Annotated in this window: 19 protein-coding genes; 7 read left to right on the forward strand and 12 right to left on the reverse strand. The window is 38.3% G+C overall.

Annotation, left to right across the window (positions count from 1 at the left end; genetic code table 11):
• The first annotated feature begins 74 nt into the window (after positions 1–74).
• A complete protein-coding gene (locus ABDH28_07100; protein ID MEN2998782.1) occupies positions 75–209 on the forward strand; it encodes a hypothetical protein in 135 nt (44 codons plus the stop codon).
• A gap of 160 nt (positions 210–369) precedes the next feature.
• Complete coding sequence (locus ABDH28_07105) at positions 370–942, forward strand: hypothetical protein (GenBank protein ID MEN2998783.1); 573 nt, start codon at positions 370–372, stop codon at positions 940–942.
• Positions 943–990: 48 nt separating this feature from the next.
• Here ABDH28_07105 and tsaE read toward each other — a convergent pair whose 3' ends face one another.
• The 6 genes from tsaE to fabD form a co-directional block, all read right to left on the reverse strand.
• Positions 991–1413 (reverse strand): tRNA (adenosine(37)-N6)-threonylcarbamoyltransferase complex ATPase subunit type 1 TsaE, encoded by a 423-nt coding sequence (tsaE, locus tag ABDH28_07110; GenBank protein MEN2998784.1) that lies wholly within the window; start codon positions 1411–1413, stop codon positions 991–993.
• Position 1414: 1 nt separating this feature from the next.
• Positions 1415–2425 (reverse strand): Gfo/Idh/MocA family oxidoreductase, encoded by a 1011-nt coding sequence (locus ABDH28_07115; GenBank protein ID MEN2998785.1) that lies wholly within the window; start codon positions 2423–2425, stop codon positions 1415–1417.
• A 10-nt stretch (positions 2426–2435) separates the two neighbouring features.
• Entirely contained in the window at positions 2436–2837 is a 402-nt protein-coding gene (gene queF / locus ABDH28_07120; protein ID MEN2998786.1) for a preQ(1) synthase, read from the reverse strand.
• 90 nt (positions 2838–2927) lie between these two features.
• Complete coding sequence (locus ABDH28_07125; protein MEN2998787.1) at positions 2928–3917, reverse strand: GNAT family N-acetyltransferase; 990 nt, start codon at positions 3915–3917, stop codon at positions 2928–2930.
• 152 nt (positions 3918–4069) lie between these two features.
• A complete protein-coding gene (gene gltB / locus ABDH28_07130; protein ID MEN2998788.1) occupies positions 4070–8569 on the reverse strand; it encodes a glutamate synthase large subunit in 4500 nt (1499 codons plus the stop codon).
• The gene (fabD, locus tag ABDH28_07135) at positions 8566–9519 is read right to left on the reverse strand and encodes an ACP S-malonyltransferase (GenBank protein MEN2998789.1); all 954 of its coding nucleotides are present in this window, start codon (positions 9517–9519) and stop codon (positions 8566–8568) included. Before fabD ends, gltB begins: the two co-directional genes overlap by 4 nt.
• Positions 9520–9790: 271 nt before the next feature.
• On the opposite strand from fabD, the gene ABDH28_07140 reads away from it, so the two are divergent.
• Positions 9791–11077 (forward strand): extracellular solute-binding protein, encoded by a 1287-nt coding sequence (locus ABDH28_07140; GenBank protein MEN2998790.1) that lies wholly within the window; start codon positions 9791–9793, stop codon positions 11075–11077.
• 74 nt (positions 11078–11151) lie between these two features.
• Here ABDH28_07140 and ABDH28_07145 read toward each other — a convergent pair whose 3' ends face one another.
• Together ABDH28_07145 and ABDH28_07150 are read right to left on the reverse strand one after the other, a co-directional pair.
• Complete coding sequence (locus tag ABDH28_07145; GenBank protein ID MEN2998791.1) at positions 11152–13263, reverse strand: FecR family protein; 2112 nt, start codon at positions 13261–13263, stop codon at positions 11152–11154.
• 9 nt (positions 13264–13272) lie between these two features.
• Complete coding sequence (locus tag ABDH28_07150) at positions 13273–14613, reverse strand: hypothetical protein (protein MEN2998792.1); 1341 nt, start codon at positions 14611–14613, stop codon at positions 13273–13275.
• A gap of 321 nt (positions 14614–14934) precedes the next feature.
• On the opposite strand from ABDH28_07150, the gene feoB reads away from it, so the two are divergent.
• Positions 14935–16965: a ferrous iron transport protein B gene (feoB, locus tag ABDH28_07155; GenBank protein ID MEN2998793.1), complete on the forward strand. Its 2031-nt coding sequence runs from the start codon at positions 14935–14937 to the stop codon at positions 16963–16965.
• Positions 16966–16984: 19 nt separating this feature from the next.
• On the opposite strand, the gene dnaX is transcribed toward feoB, so the two are convergent.
• Complete coding sequence (gene dnaX / locus ABDH28_07160; GenBank protein MEN2998794.1) at positions 16985–18634, reverse strand: DNA polymerase III subunit gamma/tau; 1650 nt, start codon at positions 18632–18634, stop codon at positions 16985–16987.
• A 1-nt stretch (position 18635) separates the two neighbouring features.
• Positions 18636–19178: a hypothetical protein gene (locus ABDH28_07165; protein MEN2998795.1), complete on the reverse strand. Its 543-nt coding sequence runs from the start codon at positions 19176–19178 to the stop codon at positions 18636–18638.
• A 129-nt stretch (positions 19179–19307) separates the two neighbouring features.
• Here ABDH28_07165 and ABDH28_07170 point away from each other — a divergent pair, with 129 nt between their 5' ends.
• Positions 19308–19904: a methyltransferase domain-containing protein gene (locus ABDH28_07170; GenBank protein MEN2998796.1), complete on the forward strand. Its 597-nt coding sequence runs from the start codon at positions 19308–19310 to the stop codon at positions 19902–19904.
• Entirely contained in the window at positions 19886–20695 is an 810-nt protein-coding gene (locus ABDH28_07175; protein ID MEN2998797.1) for a DUF72 domain-containing protein, read from the forward strand. Before ABDH28_07170 ends, ABDH28_07175 begins: the two co-directional genes overlap by 19 nt.
• Positions 20696–20702: 7 nt before the next feature.
• Here the strand turns inward: ABDH28_07175 and uvrA are convergent, their stop codons facing one another.
• Both uvrA and sixA read right to left on the reverse strand, forming a co-directional pair.
• A complete protein-coding gene (gene uvrA, locus ABDH28_07180) occupies positions 20703–23525 on the reverse strand; it encodes an excinuclease ABC subunit UvrA (GenBank protein MEN2998798.1) in 2823 nt (940 codons plus the stop codon).
• Between the two features lies 1 nt (position 23526).
• Entirely contained in the window at positions 23527–23988 is a 462-nt protein-coding gene (gene sixA / locus ABDH28_07185; GenBank protein ID MEN2998799.1) for a phosphohistidine phosphatase SixA, read from the reverse strand.
• Between the two features lie 116 nt (positions 23989–24104).
• Between sixA and ABDH28_07190 the strand changes: the two genes are divergently transcribed.
• Positions 24105–25313 (forward strand): hypothetical protein, encoded by a 1209-nt coding sequence (locus ABDH28_07190; protein ID MEN2998800.1) that lies wholly within the window; start codon positions 24105–24107, stop codon positions 25311–25313.
• Positions 25314–25546: the final 233 nt, after the last annotated feature.

Consider the following 25546-nt stretch of genomic DNA (forward strand, 5'->3'; position numbering starts at 1 on the left):
ATTAAAGTGAAAAAACCTCCTCTTGCCTCGTAAAATAAAGGCAAAAGGAGGGATAAAGACAAAAGGAGGTATATATGAATTGCAGAAAAACCATAAATCACTTTATCAAAAACTTTCTACTTGACCTTCCATCCAAGCTCAGGAAGAAAATATCAGAAGTTGTTCTCGCAATCAAACTCTTCTGGGTAGGGCGAGTGTGTTGGGGTTAGTGACGGAAGATTTGAGAATTGCTAGGATGAGTTATAAACACGAGGTATTCAGAATACTTTTTCACAAAAAAATACCAAACTCTTAACTAAACTTCATTTTCTGGTTTATTGAAAGATAAGTAAGTTACCTTTAAAATTACTAATGAAATAGGAGGGAACTATGACGAAAAGACTAGTTTTAGCCTTTCTTGCTATAGCTGTAGCTATTTCTTTCAGCTTTGCCAAGGAGTTTGATACCGGAAGTAAAAGCGTGAAACTAATTGAAGTTAAAGGCAGAAAAGGAACGCTAGAATTCGTTATAAAGGTCAGTGACCTGAAAAAGTATGTTGACATGATGGTTGAAAAAGTAAAAAAAGAAGCTCAAGATCCCTCTCTAAAGGGAATGAAAAAGAAGCAAGCTGAAAGCAGAGTAAACCTATACCTTGAGAAACAACAAAACTTAGCCTCCAAGCCAATATATTCTTTAGCAATCGGCGGAACCATGAATAGCTGGAATCCTGCAGAAACAATGATGAAAAAAGTAGATGCGGATACATGGAAACTTAGATTAGAAGACATAAGACTAGGTGACTTTATTTATAAGTTTGTAGTCTTTCACAAAAATCCTCTTGACAAAGATTTCAACAACCAAAAAGACATGACATGGGTTGAAGATCCATTCAACGAGAATAAGCAACCAGATGGATTTGACGGTTACAACAGTGTATTAGATCTCTCAAAATTCAAGGAATAAAGCCTAAAGCCAATAACACTTTAAAAACGAAATAAAGAGGACTGCACTTCAGTCCTCGATTATTATCTCTCTAGTTTTTTCATCTATATGGTTTATCCTGACCTTGAAAACCCTAAAGGGAACTTCTATTTCCAACTTATTCCACTCTATCAGTTTCACTGCCTCCTCCTCTTCAAGATACTCAAGGAAATTACTACTGTCCACTACATCAAGTTGATCAATTCTGTAAAAATCCATATGATATATCTTTAAAGAACCATAATAAACGCTGACTATGGTAAAGGAAGGACTAGTTACATTATCCTCTGGCACCGAAAAATACGAGCAAAACCCTTTTGAAAAAGTTGTCTTACCACTTCCCAGATCTCCAATAAGCAAAACAATATCACCAGGTTTTACACTTTTAGCAAACTCTCTTGCTATCTTCTTAGTCTTTTCCTCTGAATCTGATAGTATCCTAACCTTAGCCATACTAATCCTTGATATGCTGATGCGGAAGAGTTGAAAAACTATTCTCCCACTGGGAGTAAATTATATCCATAATTCTCTTAGCAACGGTATGGGTCTTTAGATCCAACTCGTTATCAAACATAGGTTTTTCTCTACCAGTTATACAATTTATAAAGTGTCTCAGCTCTCTGCGAAGAGCATCCTCTTTCTTCACAAAAACTTTCTCAATAAAAGCCTCTTGAACATACTTTAACTCATCTTTTCCCAAAATATACTCCGATGAAGCCTGTCTATAGATAGTTATATCCTGCGTAGAATAATCTAGTTCCACAAAAGCACCTTCCTGAGATATTTGCAAAATTCTCTTCTTATTCTCAGTTGCTCTACTCGCAGTAATATTTGCTATACTCTGGTCAGCAAAAACAATTGTAGTGCTTGCTATATCCTCGTATTCCGAGTAAACCTTGATTCCTGAAGCACCTATGTAAACTATCTCCACATTTCGTTTATCAAGAAGGTTGAGTATAACATCAAGGTCATGCACCATAAGATCCAGAACTACTCCGACATCTCGGATTCTATTATTTCTTGGTCCCATTCTTCTAGCCTCAATCAAATAAGGCTTGTTTATTATGTTTTTCAACTCTTGCACCGCACCATTAAACCTCTCAATGTGCCCTATCTGAAGAATTACATTGTGTTTGTAGGCCAGATCTATTAACTTTTTAGCATATTTTACGCTCCTTGTAATTGGTTTTTCCACAAGCACATGAACTCCCCTCTTTATAAACTCTGAGGAAACGTAATAATGCAAAAAAGTCGGCACCGCAACAACTACTGCATCCACTCTCCCAAACATATCTCTCATATCCTTGAAATACCTCACTCTATACCTTTCTGCTATTTCATATCCAACTTTCTCATCAATATCACACACCCCTACCAAACTCACTTCATCCATAGAAGCAAGAGCATTGACATGATAACGTCCCATATATCCAACACCTACAACACCAACACTAACCTTACTCATTTCTCCACCCCTATCTACAATATTCAGCTCTAACAGTGGTTTGTAACCCCCCTCTTAAATTAAACCTCGCTTCCACCTCCATCCTAACAGGCTGACATACCTCAACCAAATCATTAAGAATCCTATTTACAACATGCTCGTAGAATATCCCCACATTCCTATAGGAATGCAAGTAATACTTCAAAGACTTAAGCTCTATACACTTCCTGTCAGGAACATACTTTATAACAAGCGTTGCAAAATCCGGAAGCCCACTCCAAGGACAAACCGATGTGAATTCATCCGTAGTTATAACAATCTCAACAGGTTTACCTGCATACTCATACTCAAAGGTCTCAAGAACTTCCTTATCTATACTATCAGGACCTAATACATCAAACCTTCTGCTCTTATACTTGTCCCGCCCTACCATATCTACCTCCCAGTTTGGTTCATCTATTATTAATGAACAACCATTCTAATTAAAATAACACTTCCGAAAAACTCTATACTACCCCACTTTTTAGTAAGCCAAATTTACCATAGTATGAGACAATCTAAACCCTACACTAGTCAAAGTATTAGCCATTCTATAGTTGTGAGATGGAATAACAGCTTCAATGAAATCATAAGGCTTCGGAATATCTTTTATCATTTTTCTAAGTATACAACTCCCCACTCCATTAGCCCTAAACTCCTCCAAAACAAAAAGATCAAATACTCTGTAAACGCATATATGCTTACCAGAAATCCTTGAAAGCAAGGATGACAAAACAAAGTCTTCTCTCAATATCCCATACCCAATAGCCAAATTGCCATGGTATGCAAGATAAACTCCAAAGGAATTCAGGTTCAACTCTATCGTTTTATGATAATTATGTAAAATACCTAACTTCAACCTGTCTTCAATTCTCAAGTCAAACAAGCATTGAAGAGGGTAATTTCTAAAATCAATGTTCCTACTCCTTAGCCTTTCAAAATCCTCCAACTCTCTACTAGTAAGCTTTACTACCAGAAAATCCTCTTTCTCTTCAACATCCCTAGGGAAAAACCTAAAAGTTGAAAACGAAGATGTATAAAAAAACCTGTGCTTTAGATATATTCCAATTGCAGGTAGATTATCAACATCTGTGCTAACCTCTATTATATCCCCCTTCTGCTTAGCAACAAACCCAATAAAATACTTAAGCAACTCAGAGCCTATCCCCCTGCGCTGAAAACTTTTATCAACTCCCAAAAGCCTGATACGATAATACTTCCTAGCAGTCAGTCTCGTTAAGTTTCTATCAAATGTCCAGGAAAGAAACCCAAGAATTCTACCCATACTCACAGCAATGAAAGTGTTAGTTGAATTCTCCAAAATCCCCAGAGACACCTTATGCACATTCTCTGAACCGAGAATATCAACAACTCTGCTATCCACTCTAAAAGATGAATACTGAAAAATATCCTTAGAAATCTCAACAACTTTTTCATAGTCCTCAGGGCGTATCTCGGTGATATATATATCCATATTGAGTTAATTTTAATGTTAAAGGTGAAAACTTTCCACTCAACACAAAACAATCTATTCAGGATAAGCTAACCCTGTTGACTTAGTCCCGATGACTCAGGATGAAAACAAAAACTGCAAAGTTTCTCAAGAAAGGCGCAAGTAGTTAACCTTCAGAACTTTGAACCTAAGGATGGACCAGCAATAGAAAAATCATCTATAGCCTTTGGGAAAACCTTCCAGAAGAAAGGAATGTATTCCTCAAAGTTTTGGAGAATTATCTCTGCTTCATAACTTAAGGTATAATAATGATGTTTTTTTAACAATTCTTCCAAAATCTTCACTTCTGGGTCAGAGATTTTGAGTCTCTCTATTATCACCATCTGCGGATTATAAAGCTTTGCAAAAATTTCATCTCTGTCTAGAACGAAGGCAAGCCCACCACTCATTCCTGCACCAAAGTTTTTACCAACCTTTCCCAATACCACAACAATTCCATCGGTCATATACTCACAGCAGTGATCCCCTACCCCCTCAACAACCGCCTTACAACCACTATTTCTCACCGCAAATCTCTCACCTACTCTACCTCTTATGTATACTTCCCCTCCAGTAGCCCCATAAAGCAAAACATTACCAGCAATAACATTGGTGTAAGGATCAAACTTAATTCTCTCACAAGGTTTTACAACAATCCTACCACCCCTCATCCCTTTACCAAGATAATCATTCGCATCACCTATCAATGTAAGATTGATACCATCCACTATAAAAGCCCCAAAACTCTGCCCAGCACTACCTCTGTATGTTATATTCACCTTACCATTTCTAAGCCCACTGTCGTTTTTATAGGTTCTCACGATATAGTTAGCTATTTTAGCTCCAACAGCTCTATCAACATTCCTTATATTTAACTGAAAGTCAACTTCACCGCTATCCTCTAAAACCACCTTCTTAAATCTTTCGTCAGTTATAACCCTATCATCCAAATGCTCTTTCTCGGGAATACTGTTACCTAAACCGGAATATTTCAGTAAGGAAACGTCATAATTTGAAAAATCTTGAAGGATGTAGGATAGATCAATGTTTTTAGTCTTTGGCAGAGCAATATTCTCCCTAGGTTTCAGTAAGTCACTTCTACCAATAACATCTTCTAATCTCCTATATCCCATACTTGCAAGGATTTCCCTTACCTCCCTAGCAACAAATAGCATATAATTCATCAACCACTCAGGTTTACCAATAAACCTCTTTCTAAGTTCAGGATCTTGAGTAGCAACTCCTACTGGACATTTATTTGTATGACACACCCTAGCCATTATGCATCCTATGGCAATCATTGCCATAGTTCCGAAACCATACTCATCTGCACCAAGTAAAGCAGAAATAACCACATCCCTACCTGTCTTAATTCCACCGTCAACCCTTATCCTAACTCTATTCCTAAGCTTGTTTTCAACAAGAACTTTTTGAACCTCAGCAAGTCCAAGCTCCCATGGAGTTCCAGCGTGTTTTATTGACCCCCAGGGTGATGCCCCGGTTCCGCCATTGTGTCCACTAATCTGAACAACGTCAGCATACCCCTTGGCAACTCCAGCAGAAACTATGCCAACTCCAGTTTCAGCAACTAACTTAACACAGACCTTACCATCGGTATTAATATGCTTAAGATCGTATATAAGCTGAGCAAGATCTTCAATACTATAGATATCATGGTGAGGGGGAGGAGAGATAAGAGTAACTCCAGGCCTAGTGTGCCTAGCTCTAGCTATATCACCACTAACCTTCTTACCTGGCAATTGTCCCCCTTCACCAGGCTTAGCACCTTGAGCTATTTTTATCTCTATCTCTTCAGCAGAAATAAGATAATTTGGCGTAACTCCAAATCTACCGGAAGCAACCTGCTTTATCTTGCTATTAGATTCACTATAAAGCCTCTCTTCAAGTTCACCCCCCTCCCCACTATTACTCTTAGCACCAAGTCTATTCATTGCAATAGCAATCGTCTCATGAGCTTCCTTACTAAGAGCACCAAAAGACATAGCCTGAGTAGTAAATCTTTTAACAATCTCTCTCTCTGATTCCACCTCATCTATCGGAATTGGCTCCTTATCACTCCTTATCTCAAGCAAGTCCTTTAAGCAACATACCTGCTTATTAACTATTCTAGAAAACTCCCTATACGCCTCTTCATCACCCTGCCTAACCGCCCTTTGTATCGCTCTAAGCATCTCAGGATTATACTCGTGAAACTCTCCATCCTTTCTATAGCGATAAAAACCCCAATCTTCCAACGTTAGCACGAAATTATCACCATATCCATTCTTATGAAACTCAAGGTAATCCCTAGCTATCTCTTCCAACCCAATACCACCTATTTTTGATAGGCTTCCAGTAAAATACTTCTCAACAACCTCCTTAGAAATACCTATTATCTCAAAAGCTTGAGCAGATCTATAGCTACTTATGTCCGATATCCCCATCTTAGACATTATTTTGCAAAGCCCAGTTTCTACCGCTTTTTTGTAGTTCATAAGAATCAGATGATAATCCGACGGCATGTCAACCTGCTTTTCAATAGCTTCAGTCTGAGCAATGTCAACAACGCTATCATAGGCAAGATAGGGATTTATCAAAGATACACCATACCCTATCAGAACTGCAAAATGATGATCAATTCTAACTTCACCAGTCTCAACAACAATTGAACACCTTGCCCTAAGTCCCTCAAGTATAAGCCTGTGATGAAGTCCAGCACTGGCAAGAAGAATAGGAATGTGCGCATACTCTCTACTAACCCCCCTATCACTTAGAATTATTATGTTATAACCTTCTCTCACAGCATCAATTCCCCGAGCTATAACTCTCTCAAGAGCTTCACCAAGAGTTAACTCCGAAGGTTTATAAAGAGTCTTTATCACAATGGATCTAAAGTTTTCGTCACCTAGATCCTTTATATACTGAAGTTCAGCATTTGTAATCACCGGTGAAGAAAATTTAAGCACCCGGGCGTTATCTTCAGAATCTCTAAGTATATCACCCAAAGCTCCAACATAAGTATCAAGAGACATAACAATTCTTTCTCTGTAAGGATCAATAGGAGGATTCGTCACTTGGGCAAATCTTTGTTTAAAATAGTCAAACAGAAGCCTAGGTTTAGAAGACAACAACGCAAGCGGAGTATCATCTCCCATTGAACCAATTGGCTCCTTGCCACTTCTTATCATTTCTGCAAGCTGTCTCTCCTTCTCACCAGCATCATACCCAAACGCTTTCTGTTGTCTCACAAGTTCCTCACCAACATAAAATCTATGATATGTAATGCCCGGAACATCAGAGATCTTAACTGTAGTTATACTTCTAGACCACTCTCTATAAGGATAAATCCTAGAGTATCTCTCCTTTATTTCCAAGTCTTTAAGAATTTTACCAAACCTAATATCAACGGCAAGTATCTCACCTGATCCTAATTTCCCCTTCTCTACAACTCTACTTTCATCAACACCCACTACCCCAACTTCGGATGCAACAACAATCTCGTTTTCATCAGTAACAACATACCTTACCGGTCTAAGACCATTTCTATCTAGAGAAACACCTACTACATTTCCATCAGTAAAGACAATAGCAGAAGGCCCATCCCACGGCTCCGAAATCGTCAAGTTATACTCAAAAAACGATCTAACATCCTTACTCAAAAAAGGATTAGCCTTATATGCTTCAGGAACTAACATCATCATAGAATGCAAAACATCCCTACCAGACATATACAAAAGTTCAAGCACATTATCAAGCTGAGAGGAATCGCTACCATAGGGCCATATAACAGGCCTAAGATACTTTGTATCCTCACCCCACACATTCTCAGAAAAGTTATGCTCCTTTGCTTTCATCCAATAGTAGTTTCCTTGAATAGTATTTATCTCGCCATTGTGCGCTAACAACCTGAAAGGCTGAGCAATAAACCAATTCGGCAAAGTATTCGTGCTATATCTTTGATGAAATATAACAAAATCAGACTCAAAGTCTTCATCACCAAGATCAACAAAAAAGTTTGCAAGCTGTGATGCAGTAAGAAGCCCCTTGTAAACTATGGTCCTAGAAGAAAAGGAACAAATATAACATTTATCCTCAAGGTTGTTTTTGTAAAACAGATGTTCAATATGCTTTCTTGCGATATATAACCTACGCTCCGTTTCCTTAGAAGTATCTTTAACATTAACAAACAGTTGTTTGATTCTCGGTAAACTTTCCAATGCAAACTTACTGATAGACTCTTCTTTTATAGGAACATCTCTCCATCCAATTATATCTACCTCTCTTTCCTTCAAAACCGAATTTATAATTTCCAACGACTCCTTAAACATAGCGTCATCGTTGGGGAAGAAAACCATAGCAACTCCAAACCTTCCTTCTTCTAGACGAGGATCAAAGACCTTTCTGAAAAATTTATAAGGAATCCTAGTAAGAATACCACAACCATCACCAGTCTCAGCATCAGCACTAATTGCTCCTCTGTGAGATAAGTTTGAAAGAGCCCTTATACCATTCACTACTACTCTATTACTCCTTTTACCCTTTATATTAGCAATAAATCCAACACCACACTCTCCGTGCAACAATTTGTCATGAAACAGTTCCCAATTAACTCTCTCCATCCTATTCTGCATCATAGCTGATGAACATCTTTTAGCAACCTTTCCAAAAGACTTAGTGAAAAACTTTCAATCTCCAGATCAGGTAGAGTCTTTTTCACCAACCCTCTAAGCACTTGTCCTGGGCCTACCTCTATTATCAGATCAGGTTTAAGAAGCGAAAGTTCTCGTGTTATATCTGTCCATAAAACAGGCGAATACATTTGCTTCTCCATAATCTCAATAATTTCGTTCCTAGAAGAGGGAAAAGGTTTTGCATTGTAATTTGCAAACACTGTGACAGCAGGGGGATTTATGTTGATAGTTTCTAAGAATTCTCTGAATACCTTAGCCGGGCCTTGCATAAGTTTTGAGTGAAAGGCACCTGAAACGGCTAATTCCACAACTCTCTTTGCACCAGCAGACTTTAGTCTCTCACCAGCCTCCTTTACATGCTCCTTGTATCCAGATATCACAACTTGCTCAGGAGAATTGTAATTAACTGGTTCAACATATTTCCCCTCCCTCATAAGCTCGTCACAAATCTCTTTTACCTTCTGTGGTTCAAGCCCAATAACTGCGGACATACCACCTTTACCCTCCGGATCAGCATTTGACATTATCTCTCCTCTCCTCCTAACAACTTTTACTGCATCCTCAAACGAAAAGACACCGGCACAGTAGAGAGCAGAGTATTCCCCTAAGCTATGACCTGCACAAGCTAAGACTTCAACCTTATCACCAACTTCCCTCCTAAAAACCTCTAACATTACCGCAGATGTTAAGAAAATGCTAGGTTGAGCATTCGCAGTTTTCTTCAGCTCTTCCTCGTTCCCTTCAAAGATGAGTTTTTTCAGATCTACATTTATTACAGTGCTAGCCTTCTCGTAAAACTCTCTCACATACCAAAACTCCTCGTAGATCTCCTTCCCCATACCTACGTACTGCGCTCCCTGTCCTGGAAAAACTAAAATAACTCTTCTCCCCATATCTCCTCCCCGTATAGAAAGGAATTTTAAAAATACCCTTAACAGAATATCTAGTTTCCAAGCAAAAATCTCAATTAACACCAGGTATGGTTTTCGTTCTTCTCGTAGTCTCTGCTAGAATAAGCTTTTAAAATGAAACCCAGAGAGTAAGCAAAAAAGTTTAGAATCTTTTCACTTATAATAGAAATTAGAATTTATTGCTAATTCTCAGCTTTTGTTGATATTAAAAAAATGTTTTTATAAAATTCCTTTAAAGAAATAAGGAGGTCATATGAAAGAAGTAAGACTATTTCTTTCATTACTATTCATTTTAGCCTCAGTTAGCCTAAGTTTCGCTCAGATTAAGGTCAACCTTTGGCACGCATATAGAGGAGATGAAAAAAAAGCTATTGAGCAGGTTGCTAATACTTTCAACATAACATACTTCGATGTCCAGATCACCCTACTACCGGTGCCCTTTGATGCAATGAATGATAAACTCAGAACAATGATTCCTTTGGGTAAAGGTCCAGATCTTTTTATATTTGCACAGGACTTCACAGGCGAATGGGCAAATAATAACATAATAGTTCCGATAGATGCAATGGTCTCAAAAGAATTAGTTGCACAATTTCCTAAGTATCTTCTGATGGCGTATGTCTACGGCGATAATGACAATCTATGGGCACTACCGATGTCATTCAAGAATCTAATCTTATTTTACAACAAAAATTACATCTCAAAAGTTCCAAACACCTGGAGTGAAGTTATAGACCTTGCGAAAAAATTCACTGACCCAAAAGCTGGACCTTACGGAAGAAGAGGATTTGTATACGATATGGGTAATTTCTACTACCATACGATGTGGATACAAGGATTCGGAGGAAGGATATTTGAAAGAAGGAAAGGAACGGAATACTTCCCACTTCTAGATTCAGAACCTGTGTATACATCAATAAAGTATGTCCTAAGACTTAGAAAGCTTATAAACCCAACAGGTGACCCGAAGGGTGAAGTTGGCGCAGACGGTGCCACTGTGACAGAGTTATTTAACTCTGGTAACGCTTTATTTGTGGTCAATGGACAGTGGTTTAGAGCAGAAATATCCCCAAAGATAAACTACGGCGTAGCTCCCTTCCCCATAATTGACGATATTCCTGGAATAAAAGGATCAGGTAGAAGAGCAATTCCTTTCCTAACAGTAGAGGGAATCTTCATGTCCTCAAATGTTAAGAACAAGCAAGCTGCATTCAAGGTTATGGAGTTCATAGTAAGCCCACAAGCAGGTAGAATCTTAGCTAAGATCGGAAAACAAACACCTGCAAACGTAGGAGCATATCAGTATTCTGAGGTTAAGAATGATCCAATATCCCAGATATTCATAGAAGCTGCAAAGGAAGCAATACCTATGCCTAATGTTCCAGAAATGGCCCTAACTTGGTCTCCAGCTACTAGTGCATTAGTTGAGTCTTTGGGACTTGATGCAGATGATCCTCAACTTGACTCAAAAATAAGAAGTATCTGGAAAAAGAGACAAACAGAGTTACTTGGGCTTATAAAAGCAAGTTTGAAGAAATAACTTAACTAGCTGAGGAGCCAGGAAAAGGCTCCTCCTCTCTACCTTAAATCTTATTAGTATATTCACCTCCTCTCTTACAACTCTATCTCCCCGAATATTGAAGATCTAAGTTGTATTGAAACGCTATCTTGATATTCAGTAGAAGAAATGTAGAACCTCTTGTAAAGTATAGAGACATCCATAGTTGGATCTACGCTATAACCTAATTCAACTGCAACGGTAGAGTCTCTTAAAACATCCTCAAAAAATACCTGAGCAGACGGTATGTTGTTTCTTTGGTAGGTAACGTTAGCATACGATGGTATTCCCAAAACCATCTTCACTAGATCCTTACTCACCTTAATCCTAGATATGAGTCTGTTTACAGAAATTCCTGAAAATTCTCCCTCAGGCCAAAGTTGTTCATATTGTACAGTAGCCTCACCCACATTACTTACATAAATACCCGAGTATCCCAAAACTCCATTAAAAGGCGGAAGCTCACTTATCATCAAAGTAATAAGCTTTTCTACCTTCTGGACATCATACAGCGCATCAAAATACGAAGGAATAAACTTACCGGTAGTTCTTCTATACTCCACTCTATAAGGTATCAAGCCAATTATACTTCCACTGATTCCAGCAGAGAAACCTTCCCCTCTCAAGAAATTAAACCCTTGCGTGTAACCTTGATGTGATATGAAATTCCCAAGATAGGGATTTTGACCAAGATCATTTATGTAAATACCCATCTTAGCTAGATCAACAAATATCATAAGCGAAAGTATACCAATATCAAACACTGGAAAATCAATATCAACTCCTGCAGAGAATACCGCCGGATTCCCTTCAAACGCTTGACCATCTACAACAAAAGGCTCCAAGTCAGCAACTCCGGAAATACCCAAAGCTATGTTACCCAAAAGTTCCATCCCGTACAGAGGCCTTAAGAATATCCTCCCTCCAAATAACCTACTCCTAGAAACATCCGCTATCGCTGTCTCAAAACCAAAGTACCCAAAGTCTATATCAAACTGCGCTCCTATCTTCCTTATAGCCGGAAAGCCAAGCATATTTGAATACCTATCCATTAAGAAACCATGTCCCAGAGTCATGTCAGATATGCTCCCCAACCTTATAAACACCTTCTCTCTCTTAGCTCCATAGCTTATAAAAAGTATCTTCTTGGACAAATCATCTAGAAAATCAGTAAATACAAAAGTATCAGCAATGAACCCGAAATCATACTCTTGAGAGTTATACCACTTAGTAGTATCATAGATATTATTCTTGCCATCCCAGTAGCTCACAATATAAAGCCCTATTCCGAACTTACCTACTCTGAATATAGGAGAAAGTAAGATCTTATTCCAAACAACACCATTAATGTTCTGTGAACTTACCTCCCAACCAAGATCAAACTTAGGTTCCGAACTACCAGTCTGCCCGGATTGATCAGGTTTTGGCTGAGATTGTGGAGATGGCGTTGGAGGCTGAGTCCCCTGAGACGGTACCTGTGAAGGCTGTTGTGATGGCTGTGGCAACTGTTTCTGCGAAGGTTGCTGTAACTCTTGAGCCGTGGGAGATTGTTCAGGGAAATACCTATTAAAATCTTCCATAGAAATAGGCTTCGGATCCTCAATATCAACCCTCCCAAGATACCTGCTTACAGAGCTAGAATAGCCACTAGGTATGTCAACAGATCTACCATCAATGGTAGATAAATTAACAACACCTTCCCTCACAAAAACTTCCATCAGCGATATGTTCCCTTGACCTCTGCTATAGATAACTCCAAAATCCGTTCCTCTAACTGCAGCAATACCTGTATCTGTCCTTATTTTAAACTCATCTCCCGACAATATCCTTCTAAACGGAGCCCTAACCTTGCCAACACCAAGTTCAACAGAACCTTCTGCTTGAAACTTTGCAAGAGATATCGTTGTTGAACTGTATACCTTTATAGTCTTATTCTGAGCAAGCTTTATCTCAGCATATCCATCTGGACCTGTCCTCACTATTGAATAAAGAGGAATAGTTATACCAGACTCAAGATCTTTATATACAACTCCCTGTTGCACATCACTTCTTGAAACCGAATACTGAACATCACCTATCACAACTTCCACATAAGGATACTTATCAACCTGAGCATACGCAAAAAAACTTCCAACAAAAAGTACCCCTAAACTAATAAACTTCTTCATATAGCCCTCCTAAAAAGAAATCTCAGTTGATATAGAAGTACTCTCAAGAGGCTTCAAAACCTTCTGCCCACCCTCATCAAACCAATCAAAGGTCCTTCGGTAGTTAACAACCAGATTAACCTTATCCGAAATCTTGTAAGAAATCCTACCAAGAATTATGGCATCTGTAGATTCAGTAGTATAAATATCTCTAAACTCCACTATATTCTTCCTCTCGTATACAAAATCAATCCCCACAACCTTAGTCAAGTTCCTATCTACATGCAGTTTTAACCTCATCGTAGGATAAGTAGTCGCATCAAAAGAGTCCTCAATATTCACAGACAAACTAGCAATATCCTTAAACTCAACACCTGAGATAAAAAACCAACCGAAATACTGGTTAGAAATGACATCAAGTAAATCATACTTTGAAACAAAACTGTCTCCTACACGAATATATCTCTCACCTTCATATAAAGAATCAAAGAAAGAAGGTAAAAACTTCGGCTGTAGATACCTCACCTCCAACCTATAAGGTATAAACGACATAATGCTTCCTTTAACACCAGTAGACTCACCAGTTCCCTTGTTATAAATGTAAGCAAAGTCTGCATACCACTTCATATTAAAAACAGGATCCAGAGCTATCAGGGGTAACTCCGAGTCTACCCCCAAAATGAAAACTTTGTTCGTGCTAGCTTCACTATCAGAAAACTGATACGGAGCCTCTTGAGGAGGTGGCGGATTAAAAGGATCTAAATCCATAACTCCTGAAACTCCTATCTCAAAATTATCTAAGACAGGTATACCACTATTATACAACGGCCTTGAAAACAACCTAAGACCTATTATGTCAAAATCAAAAATATTATCTACAAAAGTTTCAATACCCACATAATCAAGATCCAAATCAAAAGAAATACCAAACTTTTTCACATTCGGGTAGTTGAGATTATTATTATACCCATACATCACAAACCCATTCCCTATAACTGCATCCTCTATCTGCCCTATCTTGAAATATACAGGCTTGTCACCCTTGCTACTCCACCTAATGTATTTGATCTTAGACAAAATCGCTTGCCAAGAATTCCACTCACTCATTCTCAAATTCCAGTTGCCATCAAACTCCAAGCTTATGTCCAAACCTGCACCAAACTTGCCAAAAGAAAACTCTGGCTGACCCTTTATCTGAAAATATGTAACGCCATTTATTACAACAGTTCCAAACGAAAATCCAAACCCAAAACCTGGACCACTCTCAGCACTACCTTGCTGAGGTTGCTGTTGAGATTGCTCTGCTTCCTGGGCAAATACAGGAACTACCAAAACTAATACTAGAAACAAAAATATCACCCTATTTTTCATAAAAACCTCCTACGAATATAATACTCAACATCGCACCTAATTTCAAGTTAAATCGCACTACAAACCAAACTTTGTTTTCCCAAAAGCTTACCAAACCTGACTAGCAACCTAACTCTAAACAACTCTACTGAGCTGATAACCAAGAAACTTGACGTAAAGCAAAGTCTTATGACTAATAGACACTACCTAGAGATAAAAGGCATAAGTAAGTAAAAAGTTTAGAACTTTGCCCACCTATCTGATGAAAATTGGAATTCACAGCAAGCTTCGTTAGTTTATTGAAAAACAAGATGAAAATTCACATAAAATTACTCATACTTTATGAGAAGATACAAGGTAGGGATCGTAGGAGCACCGAATGTTGGCAAAACATCCATATTCAATAGTCTTTCTAAAGCGAAAGAGAAAGTCGGGAATTGGGCAGGCACCACCATTGAGAGAATAGAAAAGAAAATAAAAATCCCTGGAAAAGAGATAACCCTTATTGATGTTCCAGGAATATACTCACTTTCTGCAACATCCACTGACGAAAAAGTTGCTAAAGATTTTATACTGAATGAACACCCAGACCTTCTGATAGTTGTTGTCAACTCCGTAAACCTCTACAACAGTCTATTTCTAGCTACCGAACTCCTAGAGCTAGGGTTTCGCATCATAATTGCCCTCAATATGTATGACATAGCAAAGAAAAATAGAATCAAAATAGATCTCCCTAAACTTAGCGAGATTTTCGGAGTAAAGGTTATCCCCACGGTAGGCAATAACCCTGCTGGAGTTGAAGAACTGAGAAAAGAAATAATCCATGAGATAGAAAGAAGCGAAAAAGAAAAAACCAAAAGTAACCTATACATCCACTACCCACAACCCATTGAGAAAGGTATAGCTAGAATTATGGATCACCTTAGTAAGAAAAAAATCAGTCCAACTTACACTACCAGAGGAATTGCAATAAAACTCCTTGAAGGAAGTGGAGACATCATCCCTTCAGTAACATCAACCGATACCCTAGACAAACTCAGAGAGATAGCTAGAGAGATCACGAAAGAGCTTAGAGAATCGCTAGGTGATGATATAGATACAGCAATAATCAAAGCAAAGTATCACTTTATAGACAAAGTCCTAAAAGAGTGTGTTGAAAGGCCAGCAACAAAGAATGAAATCATTAGAAAAAAAATAGATCAAATCCTGACTAACAAGATTGGAGGAGCTATAGTATTTCTGGTGGTAATGTTTAGTATTTTCCAGTTAGTCTTCCTTGTAGGAGATCCCTTAGCTTCAATTATTGAGGAAGGGTTTTCTGCATTATCAAACTGGATCTATTCCGAAGGTCGCAACATAAAATGCAACGATACCTTAATATCATTTCTCACCAATGGCTTAATATCTGGAGTCGGAAGTGTTCTGACTCTTTTACCATATATATCTCTTCTATTTCTTTTCATAAGTATTCTTGAGAACAGTGGTTTTCTAGCAAGAAGCACCATAGTAATGGACAGAGTAATGACATTCTTCGGACTTCACGGCAAATCTTTCCTACCAATACTCATAGGCCTTGGCTGTAATGTGCCAGGAATAATGGCAACTAGAGTCCTCTCCAACTTTAAGGATAGACTCATCACCACACTTGTTTTACCCCTAATCCCCTGTCCTGCTAGGTTCACCGTGCTTGTTGTTGTATGTGCATCATTGTTTAAGGAGCATCAAGCTATCATTCTGTTCTCAATGTATCTTATGAACATGGCTCTAGCAGGAATCTTCGGAATGATCTTTAGAAAATACATCGCTAAAGATGAGTATTCTCTGTTTGCTATGGAATTACCTGAATTTAGACTACCTTCTCTAAGAGTTGTCTTATCGGAAGCCTGGTACAGAAGCCTGCTATTTGTTAAAAAAGCTGGAACAGTAATACTGCTTGTTGTCATAATTGTTTGGTTGCTCGGAAGTTTACCTTTTGGAGTGGAATACAGCTCAGAGAAAAGCTTACTCGGAACCATTGGGAAAACATTGCAACCCATTTTTATACCTACAGGATTTGGACAACATTGGCAGGTTGTTGTCTCAATCTTCTCTGCATTCTCCGCCAGAGAGGCTGTAATAGGAACACTCGGAACACTCTATAGTGTCTCAGAAAAAGGTATTACAGAGGTCCTACCCACCGTATTTACACCTTTATCAGCCCTATCATTTCTTATATTCATGCAGATAGCAACCCTATGTATCCCCACCGTCATAGTTACTGCTAATGAGGTTGGAAAGAAGTGGGCAGTATTCAGTTTCTTCTACACCTTTCTCATCGCTTGGTGTCTAAGTACAATCACATATAACCTAGGAACTCTCATCTTCGGAAACTAGAACACACATTTAAAGCACCTTACTTATTAAAGTCCTTTACCTCTTTCGCATCAAAAAGTAAAGAAAGTTTCTCCTCCACTGTCCCCAAACCTTCCGCTCTACTCTCCTTAGAGCGCCGAGTAGATAAACTTGAAGGCCTAGAAACTTGTTCCGTTGTCAATATCCTCACATCCCGAACATTCAAAGATGACTTTATTTTACTTACAATTTTATCAACATCCTTTTCTAAAATTTCCCTAACAGACTTATCCATCGTAAGCTCTACAAGACTTCTTTCACCAGAAAACACCACCTTTATTTTCTTTTCAACCCCAGGAAGAGAATTCTCCGCTACGATCTGCTTCACAAGCTCTTCAGGCGGTAAAGTCATTCTGTCAAGCTCATCAATCAGATCATCTGCAGGATCTAACTTTACCTTTAGCTTCGCATCCTCTTGCGTCTTAGCTTGCAAAGCACTTTGACCCTCACCCGTTGCCGTAACCGAAATCTGCTTACTCGCATCCATACTCATCTTCAATTCCCTTACCTCGTTAAGCAACTTTGATAAAGTTATCACATTGTCAGGATTCACTATTCTAAACAAAGCATTCTCCAAATGAAAAAGCTCATTTATTGAGCTCCTCATATCTAAATACGCCCTTATCAAAGCATTTTCTATAAAGATTATCTCATCTTTTGAAAAGCTATCTTTCACTTTCTCAAGAACCTTTATCTCATCATCAAGCGCCCTGATTAAACTCCTATCCGTCCCAAACTCCTTCATTATAAGGAGGTTTCTGAAACAAGCTATAAGCTCTTCAACAAATTTCCTAAGATCAAATCCTTTAGAATAAACGGAATTTACTATCCTCACAAGCTCTGTGATGTTTCTCTCGGACAATGCTGTAAGAGTTGACTCCATGTAATGTATATCAATAACTCCAAGAATCTTTGATAATTCTTCCTCTGCTATTTGCTTCATTTTCTTCTCATCATACACGTCATTTCCAAAGTATGAAATCACCATATCAAACATACTCTCAGCATCACGCATTGAACCATTCCCAGCTTTTGCAATCTTCATCAATGCACCATCTGTCAATTTATAACCTTCCGCCTCAGATATCTTCTTAAGTTGCTTGAAAATATTATCTACCGACAGAGGTTTTAAAACAAAATGTTGACAACGAGATCTTATTGTCTGCTTAACTTTGTAAGGCTCAGTAGTAGCAAATATGAAAACAACATGCGGTGGAGGCTCTTCCAAAGTTTTCAATAAAGCGTTGAAAGCCTCATCTGTTAGCATATGCACTTCATCAATAATGTAGATCTTGTATCTTGACTTTATCGGAGTAAACTTTACAGCCTCTCTTATACTCCTTACATCTTCAATCTTTCTGTTTGAAGCACCGTCAATCTCTATTACATCAGCTGAGGTACCATTTCTTATCTCAACACAGTTTTCACAACTGTTACAAGGAGTAGGTGTAGGTCCATGAACACAATTTAGCGATTTAGCTAATATTCTTGATATCGTAGTTTTACCCACTCCTCTAGGTCCAGAGAAGAGGTAAGCCTGTCCTATCCTTCCCAAAGACATTGCACTCTTCAAAGCCTTTACAACTTCATCTTGTCCAACAACTTCGTCATAGTTTTGTGGCCTCCACCTTCTCGCAGTCGGCAAGCTCATACTAATCCTCCCTCTCAACTTGTATCAATATCTCCTCATCTCCATGCCTTACAGTATACTTACCCGGCTTTATCCTCAGATCAGTGCCCCCTTTGCCACTCGTTGCCCTCAAAATATTGTTGTTCTCATCTGAAATTGTAATCTCTCCGTAGTCGTTTACCCTCACGCTTAGAATCAACTCATTCGCCTCATATGAATCAACAAATATCTTCATCCCCCCAGATTCGTATATAATCTCCTTTCTAGTTTGATACACCGCATCCCCCCTAAAGGCAAGTTTAGCTCCATAACGAGTACCACTAATAGCATCTATTATCTCCAGCATCCCCTCCTTAAGCTTTAAAAGAATCTTTCCATACTTCAACCCACAGATCGTCGGCTCAAATTCACACAATTCCATCTTCTTACTAGCAACCCTTATCTCAACAAAATCACTCTTACACTCTTCACAACCACTTATATGATCTACAAACTCCTCCGACGGTTTTTCCACATTCAGCAAGAAAACACTATAATCAAACATCCCACAACCTAACTTCATCATAATAATTATACCTAACTTACACTTAACTATCAATCTCTGCTACCTCTCACAAAACGAAAACAACCAAGAAAGCCCGACTTTCTGCAAAATCCTTTGAATCTTGCAACAAAAATCCTGCAAAATATTACTGTGAAACTATACGAAGAGAAAATATTCAGTCTAGAAGAAAAACCTAAGATCTATGAAATCCTAAAAACTACTAACATAATCCTTGAGATTGGTAGCGGAAATGGTGCCTTCCTAGAACACCTAGGAAAGACCTTCAGAGACAAGACAGTCATAGGAGTTGAACTTGACATAAAAAGAGCAAAGAAATGTAAACGAAGAATAGAAAGAAACAATCTAGAGAATACCTTAATACTCTCTGGAAATGCTATGGAAATAATACCTCTTTTCTTCAGAGATAACTCCGTTGAAAAGACATATATGAACTTCCCAGAACCATGGCCTAAAAGCTCAAATTGGAGAAACAGACTATTTGAGATAGGATTCTTAAGCATGCTTGATAGAATAACAAAACCCAAAGGGCACTTCCATCTAGCAACTGACGTTGAAAATGCTTTTCTCACAACCAATGAAATACTGACCGAAATATTAGGAAACTGGGCATATAATGCAAATCTCTCCGAAGAATACAAAAACTCTTTCATTCCTACGCTTTACTACGAAAAATGGCTTTCCGAAGGAAGAACTTTTTGGTGGGGAGTATGGGAAAAGAAATGCTAGAAAAGATCTTTATAGGCACTTCCGGCTGGAGTTATGAAGACTGGGTTGGGACTTTTTACCCTCCATCCTTGCCAAAAAACAAGTTCCTCCTATACTATTCACAATACTTCAACACCGTAGAGATCAACTTCTCATACTACAGGATACCCAATAGATATACCCTCATCTCAATCCTAAGAAATGTTCCTAGACAATTTCTATTTACCATCAAGCTCTATTCTTCGTTCACACATCAAAAAGACTTTGACAACCCTTACAGTGAAGTTCCACAGAGAGATAAGGATGAATTCCTAAACGCTATTGAGGTCCTAAAGGATTCTAATTCACTTGATACAGTTGTCGCACAATTTCCACAAAGCTTTCGCTTTTCTCCCAAAAACCTAGAATACGTTGCTAAACTAGGAAGAGAATTTAGAGAATACAACTTTGCAGTTGAGTTTAGAAACAGAGATTGGTATAACAACGTTGTCTACGATATCCTAAAGAGAGAAAACTTCACGTTTATCAGTGTAGACGAACCAGAAATAAAATCACTGCCACCCAGGGATTTAGTAATCACAAACAGAATCGGCTACATAAGACTACACAGTAGAGACGCTAGCAAATGGTATGAAGGAGAAAAACTAAGATATGACTACTACTACTCCGATGACGAGCTTACTGAATGGATCAATAAGATAAAAGAAAACCAAAACTTTGACAAGCTATATGTCTTTTTCAATAACTGTCACAACGGGCAAGCAGTAAAAAACGCCTTGAGGTTCAAAGAACTTCTAGAGAACTATCTCTAAATCCATGCTAGGTAATATACTGCAACAGATACTTTCCAGTGTAAGATCTTTCATTTTTAGTAATCTCTTCAGGAGTTCCTTCAGCAACTATATATCCCCCCCTATCACCTCCTTCAGGTCCTAAGTCTATGATATAGTCCGCACATTTCACAAGATCAAGGTTATGCTCAATTACTACAACGGTATGTCCCTTATCAACCAACCTCTGCAGAGAGAAAACTAATTTCTTGACATCATCAAAATGCAACCCTATTGTTGGTTCATCCAGTATATAGAGAGTATGTTCCGTAAACTTCTTAGAAAGCTCTGAGACAATTTTAACTCTCTGAGCTTCACCTCCTGACAAAGTAGTTGCAGGTTGCCCCAGCTTAAGATAGCCAAGCCCAACATCAATAAATACCTGTAGCTTGTCTGCAACACTTCTTTCGTTCTCAAAAAACTTGCAAGCCTCCTCAATAGTCATCTCCAAAACTTCATGTATATTCTTCCCCTTAAACCTAACCTCAAGTGTCTCAGAATTATATCTAGTTCCATTGCATACATCACAGGTAAGGTATATATCCGGTAAGAAATTCATTTCCACCTTTATAACCCCCTGTCCTTGACAAGCTTCACATCTTCCACCTTTCACGTTAAAACTAAACCTACTGGGAGTAAAACCTTTTGCTCTTGCATCTCTGGTCATAGCGAAAAGTCGTCTTATATCGTCAAAAACCCCAACATAAGTTGCAGGATTTGACCTAGGAGTCCTACCTATAGGAGTTTGGTCTACCATAACAACTCTCTTCACACTTTCATACCCTTCAATCCTTTCATACTTCCCCTCTGGCAACTTAGTTTTGTATATCATGTTATGCAAAGCTGGATAAAGAGTATCAACAACTAACGTGCTTTTACCCGAACCAGAAACCCCGGTAACACACACCAAACACCCTAAAGCTATCTTAACATCTATGTTCTTTAGATTATGCTCTCTAAGACCATACATCCTAAGAAACTCCTTAGGTTTTCTCCTCTCGCTAGGCAATGGTATCTTTTCCTCATTCCTTAAATACCTAAGAGTAAGAGAATTACTATTACCCTCTCTCATAAGAGCACTAAGTTCTCCGCTTGTTACTACATTCCCACCATTAACTCCGGCCCCAGGCCCAAGATCTATAAGGAAATCACTACTCATTATTACATCTCTGTCATGCTCAACCACAATTACAGTGTTACCTAAATCTCTAAGCCCCTTGAGGGTATTTATAAGCCTCTCGGTATCTCTCTGATGTAAACCTATCGTTGGTTCATCTACGACATATATTATTCCAGAAAGCCCAGACCCAAGCTGAGTAGCAAGCCTGATCCGTTGCAACTCACCACCAGATAGTGTTGAAACTTTTCTATCAAGTGTTATGTAGTCAAGACCTGTATCTATTAAAAAATCAACTCTCTGTAGGATTTCCTTTATTATCGGCTCCGCAATGATTTTATACCTACTAGACAGGTTACTCTCAGCATCTTTTAGAAACTCTTTAAGCTGAGAAGCTGTCATTCTGGTAAGCTCCATTATGTTTTTTCCCAGAAATTTTACACTGAGAGCCATCTTATTCAGTCTATCTCCGTTACACTCGCTACACGTTTTGCCACGCATAAACTGTAAAAACCACTCCCTAGCATCATCATTCTCAGCACTAAGATATCTTCTCTCCAAAGAAGGTATCACACCTTCCCACTTATTCGTATACTCCCAATACGAGGTTCTTGAGGAATGGATAACCCTATATTCTTCACTGGAACCGTATAGAATTATATTCACTATCTCTTCGGGCAGATCTTTCACAGGAGTATCAAGAGAAAACCCATACTTTTTTGCTAAAGCGTTAAGCTCATCCCAGTAAACAAACTGATGCTTACCTATAGTCTTTATAGCTCCATCTTTTATAGAAAGGTTTTTATCGGGTATTATGAGATCCACATCAAACTCGTACTTCTCCCCAATCCCACTACAGGAAGCACAAGCTCCAACAGGAGAGTTAAAAGAAAAAAGGTTTGGCTCAATCTTTCCGTAAGCAACCAAATGCTCAGGGCAAGTATACCTATCAGAAAAGTATATTCTCTCTCCGGTGTCAAACACTTCAGCAACAACACTTCCATCCGAAAGGTTGATAGCAATGTCAACACTATCAAAGATCCTCTCCCTATTCTCTCTAAAAACCTTTATCCTATCTACAAGAACCTCAATATTATGCTTAACATTTTTCTCAAGCTCAGGAATACCACTTTCATCAGTATCAACAAACTTCCCATCTATTACAAACCTAGTGAAACCTCTATTTCTAAGTTCCTCGATGGTATGCTTAAAAGTTCCCTTCCTTTGTTGTACAATAGGAGAAAGTATTGTTATTCTCGTTCCATCCATTTCCAAAATCTTATCCACAATCTCGTCAATGGAAAATCTCTGCAACTCTGTTCCACAGACATAGCATGTAGGAGTTCCACACCTTGCAAAAAGCAACCTCATGTAATCGTAAATCTCGGTAACAGTTGCAACAATTGACCTAGGATTGAATTTTCCTGCACTCTGCTCAAGAGATATAGCAGGAGATAGTCCTTCAATCTTGTCAACATCGGGTTTACTCATTCTTCCGAGGAACTGTCTAGCGTAAGTTGATACAGACTCAAGATATCTTCTTTCACCTTCTGCATATATTGTGTTGAAAGCTAGTGAAGATTTACCTGACCCCGAAAGTCCAGTTACAACCACAATCTTGTTTTTAGGTACTGTTAGATCAATGTTCTTTAAGTTGTTTTCTCTTGCTCCTCTTATAACTATTACGTTGTCCATCTTATTTCTCAACTTCAGGTGTTACAAACAGTTTTATGCGAAACTTATCTTCTTTAGCAAGAACCAAACACGAGGAGTACCTAAACTTAACCACTTCCACATTCTGATCGCCCACTAGAAGTAGAGATGTTAATTTTGATAAGTATGGCAGGTGTCCTACTATCATAATCTTATCTTCGTTTTCAAGTCTCTTAGCCCAAGTTAAGGGATCATCAAGAGGAGATAGATTTTCTCCTTCAACAACGCCTCTCTCGGGTTTTAATAGCTCTGCTAGTATTTCCGCCGTTTCCTTTGCTCTCGCTTTACCACTATGGACTATTAAACTTGGTCTTAAAGGTGTCTTAGAAAGCAGAATACCAACCTTTCTAGTCTCTTCTTTGCCAACTTCATTTAAATGTCTCTCAGGATCCTCACTCTCAGACTTCGCTTCACCATGTTGAACCAAAAATATTACTCTCTCCATAGTCCACCACAGTCTAATATAGTTTAAAACTCTATCAAGCATAAATTCCACAAAAAAACTTGAAACATCTTCAAAAAGAGGTTATTATTATTGATATCCACTAAAAGGAGGTCAATATGTCAAGAATTAATAACAGGTTCTACAATAAAATCTCTACTTTCCAAACGCTTTTCAAACTTTCTATCAAGCATTCACTATTGACGGTGCTACTTGCTTTTACTGTCATAATACTTTACAGTTGTGGTAGCAGTGTCAAAAAGGTTGCAATTTTCGGCTTTTTTAGTGAGAAAGAAGGGGAGTATGTATATGACAGAAACTTGTACTCCTACGGGGTTATCAAATCTTCACACTCTTTATTAAGATATCTCAAGGAATATGAAATATTAGACCCCCTACGTGTAAACTTCAATTATGGTGACTATGTCAGTATGGTTAAAAACAATAAAGGAATGGAATACTTCATAACTGGGGAGTATAGATTAGAAGGTGAGAACATAATTTACAAGGTCAACGTTCATGACAACAGAGGCATAATAATTTGGAGTAGTGTGATCAAGGGTGGTACAAGCGAAGATGAACTGTTCAAAATAGCAGACAGCATAGCAATAATGTGCGCTAATGCGATAACAAGAAAGGATGTAGGAATAGGTAATGTAGAGTTTGAGGTAGTTGGGATTAGGAACAGAGAGGTAGATATAATGGTTAACAAACAAATTGTGTTTAGTAGGGTGAAAGATGGTTTTAGCTCTACATTACAAGTGATAAGTGGGATTGAGTATACGATAGAAATTTTGGATAGTAACGATAAAAACCCACTTGCCAGTGGGAGCATTATGATCGGGAAGGATAAGAAAGAGAATGTGGTGATAGAGAACAGAATAGTAGAAGGCAAAGAAGAGATAAGGATAGTAAGCGCAAGTTTGGTTAGCAGGAGGAAGTTTATATTTGAGATTGGGAGTGGTAGTTTAGGTATAGGGGTATTTGGTGTAAGGTATTTGTTAGACAAGAATTTCAGTCTAGATATGAGCATTGGAGACAGTATTATGATACCGCAAGAAAGTGAGAGGATCTACAACAAAATTTCTTTAGATTTAGGAATGAAATATATGTTTTTGGATCTTTGGGATGGGAATTTAGGCAGGTTGGGAATATTCGTTAAAGGGTATGGTAGTAGTTACATAGACGGCATTAGAAATGTTGGTTTAGGGCTAGGTATGAGCTACAGTATTTGGCTAGTTAATTTAGATTTAGGTCTGGGAGCTGGAGTAATAAATTTCAGTAGATTTTCTTATGGACCTTATTGGAAGATAAGTATATCCTTATAGCCTACTACTCTGAATTTGCACACAATCTTTAGTGAGTTAACTCTCACTGGTTTACGTTTTTCTGGAAACCCCCCACCTTTTTTCAACACTTAAAAAAATTTTGCGTCCAGTTAGATAAGTATAACTGACTTTGATAAGTCTAATTCTCCCGCAAAGCTTGTTTTTACGTGGCTTCCGATACCAAAATATTTCGGTTTTAGAAAAATATCACTTCTGGAAACCCCCGGGGGTTT

It is taken from the genome of Brevinematia bacterium (assembly GCA_039630355.1).
In the GTDB taxonomy this organism is placed as follows: Bacteria; Spirochaetota; Brevinematia; order DTOW01; family DTOW01; genus SKYB106.